Consider the following 15555-nt stretch of genomic DNA (forward strand, 5'->3'; position numbering starts at 1 on the left):
GCAATCATCCTTCCGCTTTTAGCTCTAGCAATAGATCTCTTAATTCTGCTGCTTTTTCAAAATCAAGCGCTTTTGCTGCTTCTTTCATTTCGATCTCGACTTTTTCGATCACTTTTTCTCGTTCTTTTTTGCTCATTTTCGACAGCTTTGGTGCTGCTTTTGTTTCATATTCTTCCGATTCCTCATGTATCTTTGTTGCCTTAATGACATCTCGGATTTTCTTATGAATCGTTTGCGGGGTAATCTCAAATTTCTCGTTATATGCTTCTTGCTGTTCTCGTCTTCGCTTCGTTTCTTGAATCGCAATGTCCATTGATTTCGTCATTTTGTCTGCATACATAATGACCCGGCCTTCTGAATTTCTCGCTGCACGGCCTATCGTCTGGATGAGGGATCTTTCAGAGCGTAAAAAGCCTTCTTTATCCGCATCTAAAATAGCCACGAGCGACACCTCTGGAATATCGAGCCCTTCACGAAGAAGGTTGATTCCAACAAGTACATCATATTTGCCGAGGCGTAAATCACGAATAATCTCAATCCGCTCAAGAGTCTTAATTTCTGAATGCAGATAATTGACCTTGATCCCAATTTCTTTTAGATAATCTGTGAGATCCTCAGACATTTTTTTCGTCAAAGTGGTCACAAGCACACGCTCATTTTTCTCCATTCTTGTATGAATTTCTCCAATTAAATCATCGATTTGTCCTTCAATCGGACGGACTTCAATGATCGGATCCAGTAAACCAGTTGGGCGGATAATTTGTTCCACGACCTCTGGCGTTTTCTCAAGTTCGTACGGCCCTGGCGTTGCGGATACATGTACAATATGATTGATATGCTTTTCAAACTCATCAAAGGTGAGCGGTCTATTATCAAGTGCTGATGGCAGACGGAATCCGTGATCAACCAACACTTGTTTTCTTGCTTGGTCCCCGTTGTACATTGCTCGGATTTGCGGGATGGTCACGTGTGACTCATCAACAACAATCATAAAATCATCCGGGAAATAATCAAGCAGTGTGTAAGGTGTTGAACCAGGAGGACGCAAGGTCAAATGTCTTGAATAGTTCTCGATTCCTGAACAAAAGCCCATCTCCCTCATCATCTCAAGGTCATATCTTGTCCGTTGCTCAAGACGCTGCGCTTCAAGCAATTTGCCGTTTTCACGAAGCTTTTCCAGCTGTTCCTCAAGCTCTTGTTCAATATTGATAATCGCTTTTTCCATTTTTTCTTCTCTTGTGACGAAGTGGGATGCTGGGAAAATAGCGACATGCTCACGATCACCGAGAATTTCTCCAGTCAGTGCATCCACTTCACGAATACGTTCAATTTCATCACCGAAAAACTCCACTCTGATACAATGCTCATCTCGTGAAGCAGGAAAAATTTCAACGACGTCGCCCCGTACTCGGAAGGTTCCGCGCTGAAAATCTATATCATTACGAGAATACTGAATATCCACCAGCTTACGAAGAAGCTGATTGCGTTCAATCTCCATTTCAGTGCGCAAAGACAGTACAAGCTCTCGGTATTCCTCAGGCGAACCTAAGCCATAAATACAGGATACACTAGCAATGATGATGACATCTCTCCGCTCAAATAACGAGGATGTGGCGGAGTGTCTCAATTTATCTATCTCATCATTGATGCTGGCATCCTTTTCAATAAATGTATCAGTCTGAGGCACATACGCCTCTGGCTGGTAATAATCATAGTAACTCACAAAATATTCGACAGCATTATTCGGAAAGAATTCCTTGAACTCGCTGTATAGCTGACCGGCAAGTGTCTTATTATGCGCAATGACAAGTGTCGGTTTGTTCACTTCTTTGATCAGGTTTGATACAGTAAAGGTCTTTCCCGTACCTGTAGCACCTAACAGCGTTTGATGCTGTTTCCCCTGATGGATCCCCTCCACGAGCTTTTCAATCGCCTTTGGCTGATCTCCTTGGGGCTGATAGTTAGAAACTAATTCAAAGCGGTCACTCACATCAAAGCCTCCGTTTCGTTACGAAATCTATCTAATGAATATATTATCATAAAAGAACACAAAAATACGAACTAAAGTTCGTGTATCACTTGATTTTTATTTCCAATACAGCCATACCCTCTCTCCCATAGCAAATAACCCTCTAAAGAAACCTTCCTTTCAGTATGGAACATTTTGGAGCGGGATATTCGATGAGCAGAAAAACATCACAAAAAAGAAAGCTGCACTCACTAGAAATCGTAAGCACAGCTCATGTATAAAAAACGTTACCCTTCGGCCTATCACGATCACATCAATGATGTTTTTCAGCCTTCTCTCTTTTTTCAATTTCTTTCTTAGCCATAAACAATGCCCCAGCTACTAAAGAAATAATATCTAATCCTACGATAAAGTAGGTTTCTGTATAGCCTTTCATGTACGAGGCAAATAAAAGCGCTGCTGTTAATGCAATGCCCACATAATGATTATAAGTAACCTTTGAAAATAAAATAACGAGCAGGAAAGGAAAAACAAGTGCAAATATGGCTTTTGTAATCAAAAAAACCCTCCCTCTTCATGGTCTACTCCCTTGATTATAGTAAAGATTGGCATATTGAACAATTCACAGTTTTCGATTTCACCTTTTTTTCTTCACGTTTGGAGACTTTTGTTATAGATATAGAAGAAAATTAGTGAGAACGTCCCCTTTGTAAAGATAGGTCTTTACGTCTTTGACAGTAACATCCAATAAAACCTATGATTAAAATGATAGTGCGCACTATCATTTTGAAAAATAGAGAGACAAACAAACCATTGGCTATTTGGATAAGGGGGCATTCCCATGTATTCAGTGTTATTTCATGCGGCTGAAGAATCCGCATCACTCGCAGGGGCAAAAGGCGTGAATTTGATCAAATTAAACAATCACGGCCTGCCAGTCCCAGATGGATTTATTATTAAAACCAACAGCTTTGCAAGCTTTCTTTCATATCACAACCTGCATTCAACTGAGCAAAACCTTGCACAAAAAATCAAAAAAGCTTCGTTTCCTTCACAAATGGAAGCAGAGTTACTTTCGTCCTTTCAATCATTGCTGAAGGCATATCCCTCAGTTGCTGTTCGATCCTCTTCTGTTGCTGAAGATCTCGACGGTGCCTCATTTGCAGGACAGTACGAAACCTATTTAAATATCAAGACAAATGAAGAATTTTTGCAGGCTGTCAAAGAATGCTGGGCTTCTTATTTTGCAGCAAGAGTCACAGAATATAAGAAAGAGATGGATGAAAACGAGGAAGAGATGCCGCTCATGGCTGTCGTCGTTCAAGGATTGATCCATTCTGACGTTTCCGGTGTCATCTTTAGTGAGAATCCGGTATCGGGAAAAACAAATGAAATCATGATGACAGCAAGCTACGGACTAGGAGAAGCCATCGTGTCTGGTCTTGTGACACCAGACACGTTTATTGTAGACAAAGAGACGTTTTCTATTGAAAAATCACTAGGGACTAAAGAACTACTAATTGTTCCTTATCAAGAGGGCGTCATTGAACAGCCAGTATGTAAGGAAATGGCTGGCCAGTTTTGCCTGCATGATGATCAATTGGAAGAAATTACGCAAATCACCAAACAAGTAGAAGCACTTTACGGACATGGAGTAGATATCGAATTCGGAATATCAAATGGTACTTTTTATTTGCTTCAAGCAAGACCGATTACCGCTTCTCTACCAAAAACAGCAAATGAAGCAGCAGGTGCTTCTTTTCAAATTCAGCCAGAAGAGCTGCAGGATTTCTGGATTTCAATGGACGATCATATGCCCGGCCCAACAAGTCCTCTTTTCTCAAGCTTGATCATACCTGCTTTAAAAAGCGGGATGAAGAAAAATGGAGAAAAGTATCAAGTACCTGATCTCAACATCAAAGATATCAAGCTCTATAGAGGTCACCTGTATTCTGCACCGTCTATGCCTGAAGCGGGAACAGGAACTGCACCAGTTTTTGACGAGAGCATATTTGAGTTATTTCCCCATTTGAGTGAACGTATGTATGAAATTCTAGAGCAAAACTTCTTTCCATTTTACGAAAAACTCGATCGTCAAATGAACGAGCCTATGACCATTGAAGAAGCAATCATTGGCTTCGAAGAATTAAAGTTATTTTATATACAAGCGTACGAGGATCATTTTGATATCGTCATACCACAAGTCATTCTATCTGCTATGATTGAAGACATGCTTGTAACGTATACCGGTGATCAAAAACAAGTCGTCTTGTTACATGAGATGATGATAGGCGTGATGAACAAATCTCTTGAAACAGACCAGAAGCTATCTGATCTAGCAAAGGATGTCCTTCAAGATAAAGAACTTCTTCAAGCATTTACAAATCATGAAGCGAATCCAGAACTATTATATGCACTTAATCACACGGATAAAGGAAAACACTTCATTTCGAAGATGGAGGAATTTCTCCAAATCTATGGCTGGCGATCTGTTAAAAGTCATGACCTTACAGAAGAGACATGGGTAGAGAACCCTGAATTTGTCTTAGACATCATCAGAAATAACATTCAGTACCAATGTGATTTTGATGAAGAATTTGCACAAGCAGTGATCAAAAGACGTGAGACTTATGAGCAATTTATGAGTGAAGTGAAGGATGAGTCTTTTAAGACTAAATTTGAAACACTTTATCACTTTGCCCTTCAGGCAGCCAATATTCGAGATGATCATCACTTCTACATTGATGCCATGTTAGATGCAAAAGCTAGACTATATCTATTAAAAATTGGTGAACTCCTTGCACAAAAAGGAGCCATTCCTCATCAAGAAGATCTATGGTATCTCTACGATGAAGAAGTACACAAAGCGCTCACAACTTCTATCACATACGATTCGGTCATACAGCAAAGAAAAATTGAAATGAAAGAAAATGAAGCCATTCAACCACCAGCTTATACAGGCACTCCATCTGAGGCTGAATTGGAGCAAGTGGAAAGAATGCTCGGTTCATTAAGAGAAAATGAAAACAACACAGACGATGTGATCCATGGAATTGGAGCGTCTAGCGGCATTGTTTCCGGAAGAGTAAGAATCATTACATGCGCTGATGAATTTTCACAATTTCAAAAGGATGACATTTTAGTTTGCAAAACAACCACACCTTTATGGACCAGCTTATTTAGAGACGCAAAAGCAGTAATCACCGATTCTGGAGGCATTTTGTCACATTCCGCTATTATCGCTAGAGAGTATATGATGCCTGCTGTTCTAGGTACAAGAATAGCCACTGAAAAACTCCAAACAGGTGACCTTGTGACAGTAGATGGTGCGAATGGACGTATTCAGTTATTAAAGCAGCATTCACGGGCATAACCCTATCATTTCGGATCATATTGGCGGTCATGGATTTTATCGGTATACTTACTTTGTTGCAAACACATTCATAACCTGAGGTGAGTATGCTTGTTAAAATCAACAAATCAACGAATCATTCGCGCAACGATGGACTTATTGTCTGAAAAGGGCTATCAAAAAACAACAACAAAAGAAATTGCGACAAAAGCGAATGTGAGTGAAGCGACCATTTTTCGTAACTTTAAAAACAAACGCGGCGTCATTGCTGCCATTATGAAAATGAAATCAACACCAACTAAAACGCTAGAAGCAGAATTCAAAGGAGATCTATACACTGATTTAAAATTTCTAGGCAACTATTTCCTTGAAGATTTGACTTCAAAAAAAGAATTTATCTATATCAGCATGAGAGAACCCACTATGTTTAAGGATATAACAGATCATGAAAAACTTTATCCTCAAGAACTGAGGGAAATGCTGACACAATATTTCAAAACGATGGGTGCTCAGCATCATGTATTAAAAGGAAATGAAGAAATCTATGCAGACATTTTCATTAGTACGTATTTCGGTTTTTTCATTCAACAGCTAGAACAAGACTTACAGCTCGTTTTAACACAGAAAGAAGACTTTATCGAGACATGCACACACATTTTCATGAGAGGAATTTCTCCCGCTTAAAGGGTGAAATTCTTCTTTTTTACAAAAGGTGGTATACACATTGAAGTTAAAAAAAGAGAACTTGATCATCTATTCTTTGTTACTTGGTGCTATTTTAGTTCCGGTCAACTCAACCATGATCGCAGTCGCTCTATCATCCATATCAACTTATTACGATCAATCCATTTCAAACATTACTTGGGTTGTCACAATTTATCTTATTGTCATGGCGGTTACTCAACCTATCGCTGGTAAGCTAGGAGATATATACGGCCACCGCAACATGTATTTAGTCGGTGTGACACTCTTTTTAATTGGCTCCATTGGATGTGCTTTCGCACCTAATCTTGCTTTTCTCATCACCTTTCGATCAATCCAAGCAGCAGGTGGAGCTATTTTAACACCGAACAGCATTGCGTTAATTCGTTCAACGGTATCACCTGAAAAACTGTCTAAAACAATGGGGTTCTTTGGTTTTGGAGCAGGAATTGGTGCCGCACTTGGGCCTTTTATTGGCTCGATTCTCATTCAGAGTTTTGATTGGCATTCTATATTCTTAGTAAATATCCCATTTTTGTTCCTTACACTTGTTACCGGTGTTTTACTCATTCCGAAAATGAAGCATATTCGCTTACAAGCAAGTGTAGACATCATCGGTTCATTGTACTTAACCATTGGGATTACCACACTCATTCTGTGCACAAAAAGCCAATTATTAACTGAATACTTGGTCTATGGGATTCTAGCATTGAGCGTGATTCCTTTATTTTTTAAACATGTACGGAAAGTAAAGAATCCGATCATCGATTTGTCTCTATTTAAAAACAGTTCTTTTACAAATGCTAATCTTTCTATCATGCTAAGCAATTTTGTCATGTACGCCATTCTTCTCATTATGCCGCTGTTTATGGAACAACAACTTGCACTTTCTCACACACATAGCGGTATTATTCTTTCTGTCTTTTCACTTTGTATGTCTATTAGCGGCTTGCTCGGAGCAAAGCTCCATCCGATAAAAGGCGCAAAAAAAATGATTCGATTTTCATTTCTCTGCCTTACTTTATCAGGCATCATGCTTATCACACTAAGCAGTTACCCAAGTTTACCACTTCTCATTATCACATTAGTCGCAGGTGGAATTTCATCAGGAATTGGTATGACCAGTATGCAGATGGCTTCTTTAACATCCGTTGATCAAAACTTATCTGGTTCGGCATCTGGTATATTCTCTACCTTTCGATATTTTGGGAGTATCATATCGTCTACATTGATTGGTATCATAAGTGGTTTTCAAGCTCTATTTATTGTATTAATGGGCGCGGGTATCCTTGGTTTCCTTTTATCTCAACGCGTAAAAACAAAATCCACCTCTCCATCATCGGGACATTCTGCCTAATGACTCCCTTCGCTCTATGTTCATTTAGGGCGGGGGAGTTTTGATATTTGTATCACTGTAAGCTATAAAGATCATGATAATCAAACCGTGAAAATCATCTTTTATAGATAGAAAAATGTCATATGATTAGACGAAAAAGGGATTTCAGCTGAAAATTGTCCCACTTCCCCATCTAAAAGCTTTTTTTCATATCTTCCAGCAATAATAACTTCGATTTTTTTTCACAATTTTTGTGGTATGCTTTTTGAAAATAGAGGACGCAAAGGAGCGGAAGGATGGAACGTTTGAAATATTATTTGATCTGTTTGTCAGCTCTACTGATTTTCCTGTCAGGCTGCGGAAAAGACCAGCAATTTACGCCACCTGGCAGCGCGCAATCTGTCGCTGTGATTTCTCAATTAAAAAAAGCCTCCTTTTCAATTGTTGATTTACAAAAGAATAAAATTGTCTCTTCCGTTGATTTAAAACATCCACTCACTGATCTCATTCAAATCAACAAAGACGTCATCATTGCGACAAGTAAAGAAGAACAATCCCTTATAGAAATCAATTTAAAAAAAGGAACAGCAACAGATTATATGGACGTGAATAAAGGGCTGACTTCACTTACATATGATGCAGCTTCTCACACCTTACTTGTAGCGGATTCAAAGAAGAATGTCGTTTATTTTATTGATACACAGAGCAAAAAAATAAAAGCCACTGTGAAGACCGGAAAATCACCCTCTTCTATGGCGCTTTCTTCTTCAGGAACTTTGTTTGTTTTAAATGCAGAAAGTCATACAGTTTCAGTCATAGATATTGAAAAAGAAAAAAATACACGTACGATTTCTGTACTAGAAAGGCCTTCTGGCATTCATTTTGATGGACATTCCATTTGGATTGGCGGACACGGTAAACCTGGCACCTTAAATAAAAGCATTTTTGCTTACGACCCTAAAACAGGTAAAAAGCAGCGCGAAATCAAACTAGGCGTCATGCCAGTTGCATTTTTCTCAGAGAAAGATTCCTCTACTTTATATGTACTATGTCATGGAGACCATACGCTATACAAAGTAGATACAGAGACGAATAAGCAGCTTGCTTCTGTTGAAACCGGTCAAAATCCGAATTATATCACCGCCGATACCGCATCAATATATGTAAGTAACTTAGATGACAATTCAGTATCAGTCATCGATAAACATACATTTATGATGAAAAATCGACTGAATGTCCCATCAGGGCCTTATGCTATCGTGTTGGAGGAAAAAAAATGAAAGAACAGATGCATATTTTAATAGTAGATGATGAGTTAGATATGCTTGAGTTAATCGGCTCCTTTTTGCAAAAACAAGGCTTTCATATTATCACTTCAAATAATGGAATGGATGCCTTACGTCAGCTTGAAAAGGAACCCGTTGACCTTGTTGTATTGGATATCATGATGCCTGATATGGATGGATTCGAAGTCTGCCAGCGTATCAGGCAAACATCCCAAATCCCCATATTATTTTTAACAGCTAGAAGTTATGAGGAGGATCGAATTAGAGGGCTTGAAATTGGAGCAGATGACTACATCATGAAGCCCTTCAGTCTGCGTGAGCTTGCAGCAAGAATTGAAACGACCTTAAGACGAATTAGGGGTCTTTCGCTAAAGCGCAGCCGAATGCAGATCGGCGACTTGGAGATAGATCAAGATGGCAGACAAGTCTACCTCCATCAAGAGCCCATTAATTTAACAAGAAGAGAATTTGATTTACTCATGTTTCTTCTGCTTAATCAAAGCCACGTGTTTTCCCGTGAACAACTCTATCAAAAATTGTGGGAATCACACTCAACCAGTGGTTCTTTAAGAACAGTCGATACACATATTAAAACGCTACGACTGAAATTAAAGGGAGCGGAACGGCACATTAAAACCGTTTGGGGTGTCGGCTATAAATTTGAGGAGGACGAATGAAGCCATTATCCATTAAAAAGAAAGTACTCTTCTTAATCCTTGCAGTTACCGGAATTGTTGCAGCCTCAGCCCTCGCACTTACCTATTATTTATATCAGCACTTATATATTGATAAACAAATTGACTCCTTAAGTTTACAAGGAAAGAAGCTGGCAGAAATCTATCACAAACACGGTAAAGACACGTATTTTACCAATAGAATCGAATGGGCAAATGGCTCAAGTGAGGCGAACATTATTTTCACAGATGACCCAATGGAGCTTTCAAGTGGTATCCCTTTTGATACGAACACCAATGATAACCTCATCACGTTCAAGGAACGCCAAAAGCTTCTTCAAGGGGAAACCGTCGTGTTAATTAGAGAACATCCACAGTTTCATCAAGATATTCTCGGTATCGCCATCCCTGTTTTCTCAAACAAAGATGATCTATCGGGGACAATTTTTCTCTCGATGCCCTTATCCGATGTTTATGAGCCATTTGTCCAAATCAGATTGACACTTGGCGTATCCATTTTATTTATCCTTCTGCTGATTTTCTTTATCGGATATAAGAGTTCCAATAAAGTCGTGCGGACGATTAATAAAATGAAAGAAATTGCAATGGAAATGGAATCTGGTGATTTTTCAAAACGCATGGCTGTGACTAAAAAAGGGGATGAGTTAAATCAGCTTAGCCGTTCCTTTAATAAACTGTCTTCTACCCTCGAAAAGGTTGAACAGCACCGCAGAGAATTTCTTGCGAATGTGTCTCACGAACTTAGGACTCCTTTAAGTTATATGAAAGGATATGCAGAAGGAATTGAAGAGGGCGTCATTGATCAAAAAAAAGGAATGCAAATCATCCAAGATGAAGCCACACGTTTAAGCCGGCTTGTTCACGATCTTTTAGACCTTGCGCAGTTAGAGGGGGATTCTTATCCACTAACGACGGAGCCAATCGTCTTTGCACAGCTTATCCATGATGTTCTTGATCAAATGGCAATCATCGCTAATCAAAAAGGCATTTCTCTCAAACGGACACTTGAAGAGGATTGTATTGTTTATGGTGATAGCGATCGCCTACAACAAGTGGTCCGTAATTTACTGGACAATGCCATTCATTACACTCCATCTGGGAAGTCAATTTCGATTGAATTACATGTTCAGCAAAACACGGCTGAATTGAGAGTGACGGACGAAGGCAATGGCATTCCAAAAGAAGATCTACCGCATGTTTCCGAGCGATTTTATCGAGTAAATAAAGCACGTACGAGAAAGGATGGCGGCTCTGGGCTTGGACTAGCTATTGTCTATCAAATTATCAAAAAACATCATGGCATATTCATTATTCAATCTAAGCCCGGACTCGGAACAACAGCCATCATTCAGCTGCCTAATGCTTCATTCAATGAGAGCTTGCCTACTCAATAACAAATCACAGATCTTGTCATACTCTCATTTGGAACCTCTCCTTTCTCTTATAGATCAGTATCAATAGCATATGTATACAACTTGAACAGTTCTTTTCAACAAGAGCTGTTTTTATTCCACTAAAACATAAAGAATTGGTCTTTTTTTATTAACAATTTATTCATATTTGCTTGTTACACTTTTTTCAAGTTAAGAAAAAGGAGTGACATGCTTTTGATCAGACGTTTTCAGAAATTTGATATTTATTTATTTTTCATATTGATCTTATCTGCCATCTTAAACATTTATCACATTTGGAAAGATGATACGGTGAATGCGTATTATACTGCCGCTGTCACAAGTATGATGCAAAGTTGGCATAATTTCTTCTTTGCTTCATTTGATCCAGCAGGGTATGTCACGGTGGATAAACCACCGCTCACCTTCTGGCTGCAAACGATCAGTGCCAAAATTTTTGGTTTACATGGATGGAGTGTGATTTTGCCTCAAGCTTTGGCTGGCATTGGATCTGTTTATTTAATCTACCGTCTTGTCAAACCTACATTTGGTCAGGCCGCTGCAAGACTGGCTGCACTCATTATGGCTTGTACACCAATCGCAGTCGCTGTATCTCGTACAAATAACATTGACAGCTTACTTGTTTTTATCCTTTTACTAGCAACAGGAATGATGTTCAAGGCTGTGAAACAGCAAAAAGTGCTTTGGGCGATCGCTTCATTTGCAATGATCGGCGTCGGATTTAATACAAAGATGCTGCAAGCTTATATGATCGTACCAGCACTCATCCTTTTTTACATCATAGCTTATCGCACGACATGGAAGAAAAAATTGCTTTCACTGATGATTTCAATGATTGTTCTTTTAGGTGTATCTGCTTCGTGGTCGATAGCCGTTGATCTCACCTCAAAAGACAATCGCCCTTATATGGGATCAAGTCAATCCAATTCTGCATTAGAACTAGCCTTTGGCTACAACGGTCTCCAGCGGCTGACTGGTCAACAGTCTGGCGGAATGGGCGGCGGCTCAAGTGAGAGTGGAAGTCAACCAACTTCACAGCAGGGTGATCAGCAAAACGATAATGATTTATCCACCATGCCTCAGCCGCCATCTAATGGAAATCAAAGCAGCTCAGACAGCTCAAATCAATCTTCCGGTCAGGGACAGCCGTCTATGCAAGGACCGCCAAGCAGTACAAATGGCACGACACCACCTGATATGCCTTCTGGTGGCGATGGAGGAAATGGTGCCGGCCCGCCTAATGGTGGTGGCGGAAAAATGGGAAATGGTTCTGGCATGTTTGGTACAGGAACAAAAGGTCCATTACGTCTGTTCCAATCTGAACTGTCCGATCAAATCAGCTGGCTGCTTCCATTTGCACTCTTTGGCGCTATTGGTATCTTCCTCTCAACAGCATTTGAAAGAAGACGTCTCAATACAAAACAAAAAGAAACACTATTTTGGTTAGCTTGGCTTATACCCGTTGCTGGATTTTTCAGTGTAGCTGGATTTTTCCACCACTATTATTTAATCATGCTGGCACCGCCAATTGCCGTATTAGCTGGAGCAGGCTGGGCCTCTATGACTCAATTATTCCAAACAGGAACCGGCTTTAAAAAATGGCTGCTTCCGATTGCTATTTTGGTAACAACATCATTTGAAGTCTTTATCTTATCCACCTTTACAAGCACGATTGGTTTTGGATTAAGCATTGCGGTCGGTCTCATTGGCGTTGGATCCTTCCTTGCCCTGCTCTTTATAAAAGGAAAAGAAAAGCTAAAACAACTGGCGTCTCTCATCGCCATCCTTGGCATGCTGATCGCACCACTGTTCTGGGCAAGCACACCTCTTCTTTATGGAGGAAACAGCATGCTGCCAGAGGCTGGTCCTCAGCTTGCAACTTCAAGTGGCATTATGGGTTCCCAGGTGAATGAGAAGCTGATCAGCTACCTTGAGAAAAACAATACAGGGGAAGCCTTCCTGTTTGGTACAACAGATGCAACCACAGCTTCCCCTTACATTATTAAGACAGGGAAAGCGGTTATGGCATTAGGTGGATTTAGTGGCTCCGATAACATTTTAACGCTTAGCGAATTTAAACAGCTCGTCAAAGACGGAAAAATCAAATACTTCTATCTCTCTGGTATGAGAGGCGGAAGCTCAGACATTCTGAACTGGATTCAGAAAAACGGCAAAGAAGTGGCTGCTTCTAAATGGCAGAACACTTCTACATCCAAAACGAAACAACAAACAGGCAGCACTGACAGCAAGCAATCTGAACAACCTGATCAGTCAAATGGACGAATGGGCGGAATGGAGAGTGGCACCCTTTACGAACTATCCGTTGATTCATTCATCTATCAAAAGGAGGAAAATGGCTGATGGAAAAAAGCATACAATATTCGATTGTTGTCCCAGTTTATAATGAAGAACTTGTCATCCATGAATCGTATCAGCGGCTCAAAACCGTCATGGATTCGACGGGAGAAGCATATGAGCTTCTCTTCGTCAATGACGGCAGTATGGATCGAACAGCTGAGCTGATTAAAGGATATTGCCAAACAGATCCGAATGTGAGACTCATTGATTTTTCTCGTAATTTTGGACATCAAATTGCGATCACAGCTGGCATGGATTACGCAAAGGGTCAGTCCATCGTGGTGATCGATGCAGATTTACAAGATCCGCCTGAATTGATATTAGAAATGATCGCAAAATGGAAGGAAGGCTATGAAGTGGTCTACGCCGTCCGCACCAAACGAAAAGGCGAATCGGTTTTCAAAAAGTACACCGCCTCCCTTTTCTATCGGGTTCTACGTCAAATCACCGAAGTAGACATTCCCATCGACACAGGTGACTTCAGGTTGATGGATCGTAAGGTGTGTCATGAAATGAGAAAAATACGCGAGAAAAACCCATTTGTCCGCGGCTTAGTCAGCTGGGTCGGCTTCAAACAAATTGCGGTAGAATACGTTCGAGATGAGCGGCTAGCAGGAGAAACGAAGTATCCTCTCAAAAAGATGCTCAAGCTCTCGATGGACGGAATTACGTCTTTCTCCTATAAACCTTTAAAACTAGCCAGTGTGGCAGGCATTGCCCTTTCTGCTATTGGATTCATTTCTATGTTTCTTGTTTTGTACTTAAAGCTTTTTACCAATAGCACGATTACTGGCTGGAGTTCATTAATTGTCATTCAGCTGTTCTTTAGCGGCATCATCCTCTTCATGCTGGGAATGATCGGAGAGTATATTGGCCGAATCTACGATGAAGCGAAGGACCGGCCGCTTTATATCGTCAAGGAGAGCTACGGGCTTCAAGCAAAGCCGCACCCGGTTCAATCCCCTGTTCATTTCAAGCACTACAAACAGCATTAAAAAAAGCGTGCGAGACCTTCTTGATAAGGTCCAGCACGCTTTTTTGTATTAAGCGGCTGTTTCAAACCGCTTTCTGTTGATGAAGAAAGAAAGTGTAATGATGAGATAAATGCCCATTGTGACCATCGTTTGTACAATTGGAGTTGCTGACACAACGCCGATAAAAATGGCCATGATCGCAATCACAGAAAACCATGTTGTGAAAGGATACAGCTTGACGCGATATCCCCCTGGTTCTGCTACGCTTCGAGATTTCAAATGACCAACAGCAATGATAAACCAGATGAATAAGACTGTATAACTTAAAGATCCCATCAAATAATTAAAGGTTTGACTTCCCACAAAAAGAGAAATCAATACCGCTGCATACAATGTGGATGTACACACAAGGATTGCTCTGACAGGCACCTGCTGTTTTGATAGCTTGGAGAAGCCTCTCCATATACGCCCATCCATCGCCTGCGTATAAAGGACCCTTGATGAAGCATACAGTCCAGAGTTCATAGAAGACAAGATCGCTAGTAAAATGATACCGTTCATGATGTCACTTGCATACGGCACGCCAATTGTTGCAAACACTGTGACGAATGGACTCACTTGCTCATTGTTCACTTGATTCCAAGGGATTAAGCTGACAATGATAAAGAACGGCAGTACATAGAAACCGATGATTCGTACAAATGTACTTTGAATGGCCTTTGGGATGACTTTTTCAGGGTTTTTTGTTTCCGCTAATGTAACCCCAATCATCTCAGTTCCGCCATAGGAATACACTACAACCAGCATTGCCGCAATTAAGCCGCCAGTTCCATTAGGGAAAAACCCACCGTGGTCGGTTAAGTTGGATAATCCCGGTGCTGCATGCTGTCCGAATGAGACAAACAGCATCGTTACCCCAATGATAATAAATAAAATAATGACTGCAATTTTAATGGAAGCTAACCAGTACTCTGTCTCAGCAAACATTTTGACTGAACAAACATTGATCAATGTCACAACAAGTGAAATGATTAACACAAGCGTCCAAATCGGCATTTGCGGGAACCAGTACTGAATAAAGATCGCAGACACAATGGCTTCTGCTGCAATGTTCAGCACCCACATTTTCCAATAGATCCAGTCTAAGAAATAGGCCGGATATTTTCCTAACACAGGTTCAATTAAATCACGGAATGTTCTTGCGCCAGGTCGTGCAACAGTCATTTCGGCAAGTCCTTGCATAATAAATAATAAAATAAGACCACCAATCATATATGCCAAAATGACAGCAGGACCTGCAATATCAATGGCAGAACTGCTTCCTTTAAACAGACCGGCACCGATTGCACCGCCAAGCGCAAGCATCATAATATGCCTTGACGTCATTGTTCGTTTTAACTGCACATGTTCCTTTTCCATTTTCTATAGCTCCTTTAAATTTGAATCTTCAGATAAATATAGGATAAAAGCA

Annotated in this window: 11 protein-coding genes; 8 read left to right on the top strand and 3 right to left on the bottom strand. The window is 40.3% G+C overall.

All coding sequences use genetic code 11. The annotated features are described in order from the left end of the window. Window positions 1-4: 4 nt before the first annotated feature. A complete protein-coding gene (gene uvrB / locus ACYH0L_RS16145) occupies window positions 5-1990 on the bottom strand; it encodes an excinuclease ABC subunit UvrB (protein WP_230030690.1) in 1986 nt (661 codons plus the stop codon). Window positions 1991-2282: 292 nt separating this feature from the next. Then, window positions 2283-2528 carry a CsbA family protein gene (locus ACYH0L_RS16150; RefSeq protein ID WP_034318699.1) on the bottom strand — a complete coding sequence of 82 codons (246 nt, stop codon included), beginning with the start codon at window positions 2526-2528 and terminating at the stop codon, window positions 2283-2285. 282 nt (window positions 2529-2810) lie between these two features. Between ACYH0L_RS16150 and ACYH0L_RS16155 the strand changes: the two genes are divergently transcribed. From ACYH0L_RS16155 to ACYH0L_RS16190, 8 genes are all read left to right on the top strand, one after another. Continuing rightward, the gene (locus ACYH0L_RS16155; protein WP_230030689.1) at window positions 2811-5342 is read left to right on the top strand and encodes a PEP/pyruvate-binding domain-containing protein; all 2532 of its coding nucleotides are present in this window, start codon (window positions 2811-2813) and stop codon (window positions 5340-5342) included. 90 nt (window positions 5343-5432) lie between these two features. Beyond that, window positions 5433-6005, top strand: a complete 573-nt coding sequence (locus tag ACYH0L_RS16160) for a TetR/AcrR family transcriptional regulator (RefSeq protein WP_230030688.1) — start codon at window positions 5433-5435, stop codon at window positions 6003-6005. 40 nt (window positions 6006-6045) lie between these two features. Continuing rightward, window positions 6046-7380, top strand: a complete 1335-nt coding sequence (locus tag ACYH0L_RS16165) for an MFS transporter (RefSeq protein WP_230030687.1) — start codon at window positions 6046-6048, stop codon at window positions 7378-7380. Window positions 7381-7655: 275 nt separating this feature from the next. Continuing rightward, complete coding sequence (locus ACYH0L_RS16170) at window positions 7656-8639, top strand: YncE family protein (RefSeq protein ID WP_249705596.1); 984 nt, start codon at window positions 7656-7658, stop codon at window positions 8637-8639. After that, window positions 8636-9322, top strand: a complete 687-nt coding sequence (locus ACYH0L_RS16175; RefSeq protein ID WP_099726358.1) for a response regulator transcription factor — start codon at window positions 8636-8638, stop codon at window positions 9320-9322. Before ACYH0L_RS16170 ends, ACYH0L_RS16175 begins: the two co-directional genes overlap by 4 nt. Then, window positions 9319-10734 carry a HAMP domain-containing sensor histidine kinase gene (locus ACYH0L_RS16180; RefSeq protein WP_099726359.1) on the top strand — a complete coding sequence of 472 codons (1416 nt, stop codon included), beginning with the start codon at window positions 9319-9321 and terminating at the stop codon, window positions 10732-10734. The genes ACYH0L_RS16175 and ACYH0L_RS16180 overlap by 4 nt, the downstream gene beginning before the upstream one ends. 213 nt (window positions 10735-10947) lie before the next feature. Continuing rightward, the gene (locus ACYH0L_RS16185) at window positions 10948-13113 is read left to right on the top strand and encodes an ArnT family glycosyltransferase (protein WP_482354154.1); all 2166 of its coding nucleotides are present in this window, start codon (window positions 10948-10950) and stop codon (window positions 13111-13113) included. Beyond that, entirely contained in the window at window positions 13113-14105 is a 993-nt protein-coding gene (locus ACYH0L_RS16190; protein WP_099726361.1) for a glycosyltransferase family 2 protein, read from the top strand. The genes ACYH0L_RS16185 and ACYH0L_RS16190 overlap by 1 nt, the downstream gene beginning before the upstream one ends. Window positions 14106-14153: 48 nt before the next feature. Here ACYH0L_RS16190 and ACYH0L_RS16195 read toward each other — a convergent pair whose 3' ends face one another. Further along, the gene (locus ACYH0L_RS16195; protein WP_230030684.1) at window positions 14154-15503 is read right to left on the bottom strand and encodes an amino acid permease; all 1350 of its coding nucleotides are present in this window, start codon (window positions 15501-15503) and stop codon (window positions 14154-14156) included. Window positions 15504-15555 lie beyond the last annotated feature (52 nt).

Source organism: Bacillus sp. MC1252 (assembly GCF_056838025.1).

Excerpts from the sequence above, each read along its gene's own strand:
- ACYH0L_RS16155 (WP_230030689.1), top strand. The coding sequence starts at position 2,811 with ATGTATTCAGTGTTATTTCATGCGGCTGAAGAATCCGCATCACTCGCA.
- ACYH0L_RS16180 (WP_099726359.1), top strand. The coding sequence starts at position 9,319 with ATGAAGCCATTATCCATTAAAAAGAAAGTACTCTTCTTAATCCTTGCA.
- ACYH0L_RS16170 (WP_249705596.1), top strand. The coding sequence starts at position 7,656 with ATGGAACGTTTGAAATATTATTTGATCTGTTTGTCAGCTCTACTGATT.
- ACYH0L_RS16190 (WP_099726361.1), top strand. The coding sequence starts at position 13,113 with ATGGAAAAAAGCATACAATATTCGATTGTTGTCCCAGTTTATAATGAA.
- ACYH0L_RS16175 (WP_099726358.1), top strand. The coding sequence starts at position 8,636 with ATGAAAGAACAGATGCATATTTTAATAGTAGATGATGAGTTAGATATG.
- ACYH0L_RS16195 (WP_230030684.1), bottom strand. The coding sequence starts at position 15,503 with ATGGAAAAGGAACATGTGCAGTTAAAACGAACAATGACGTCAAGGCAT.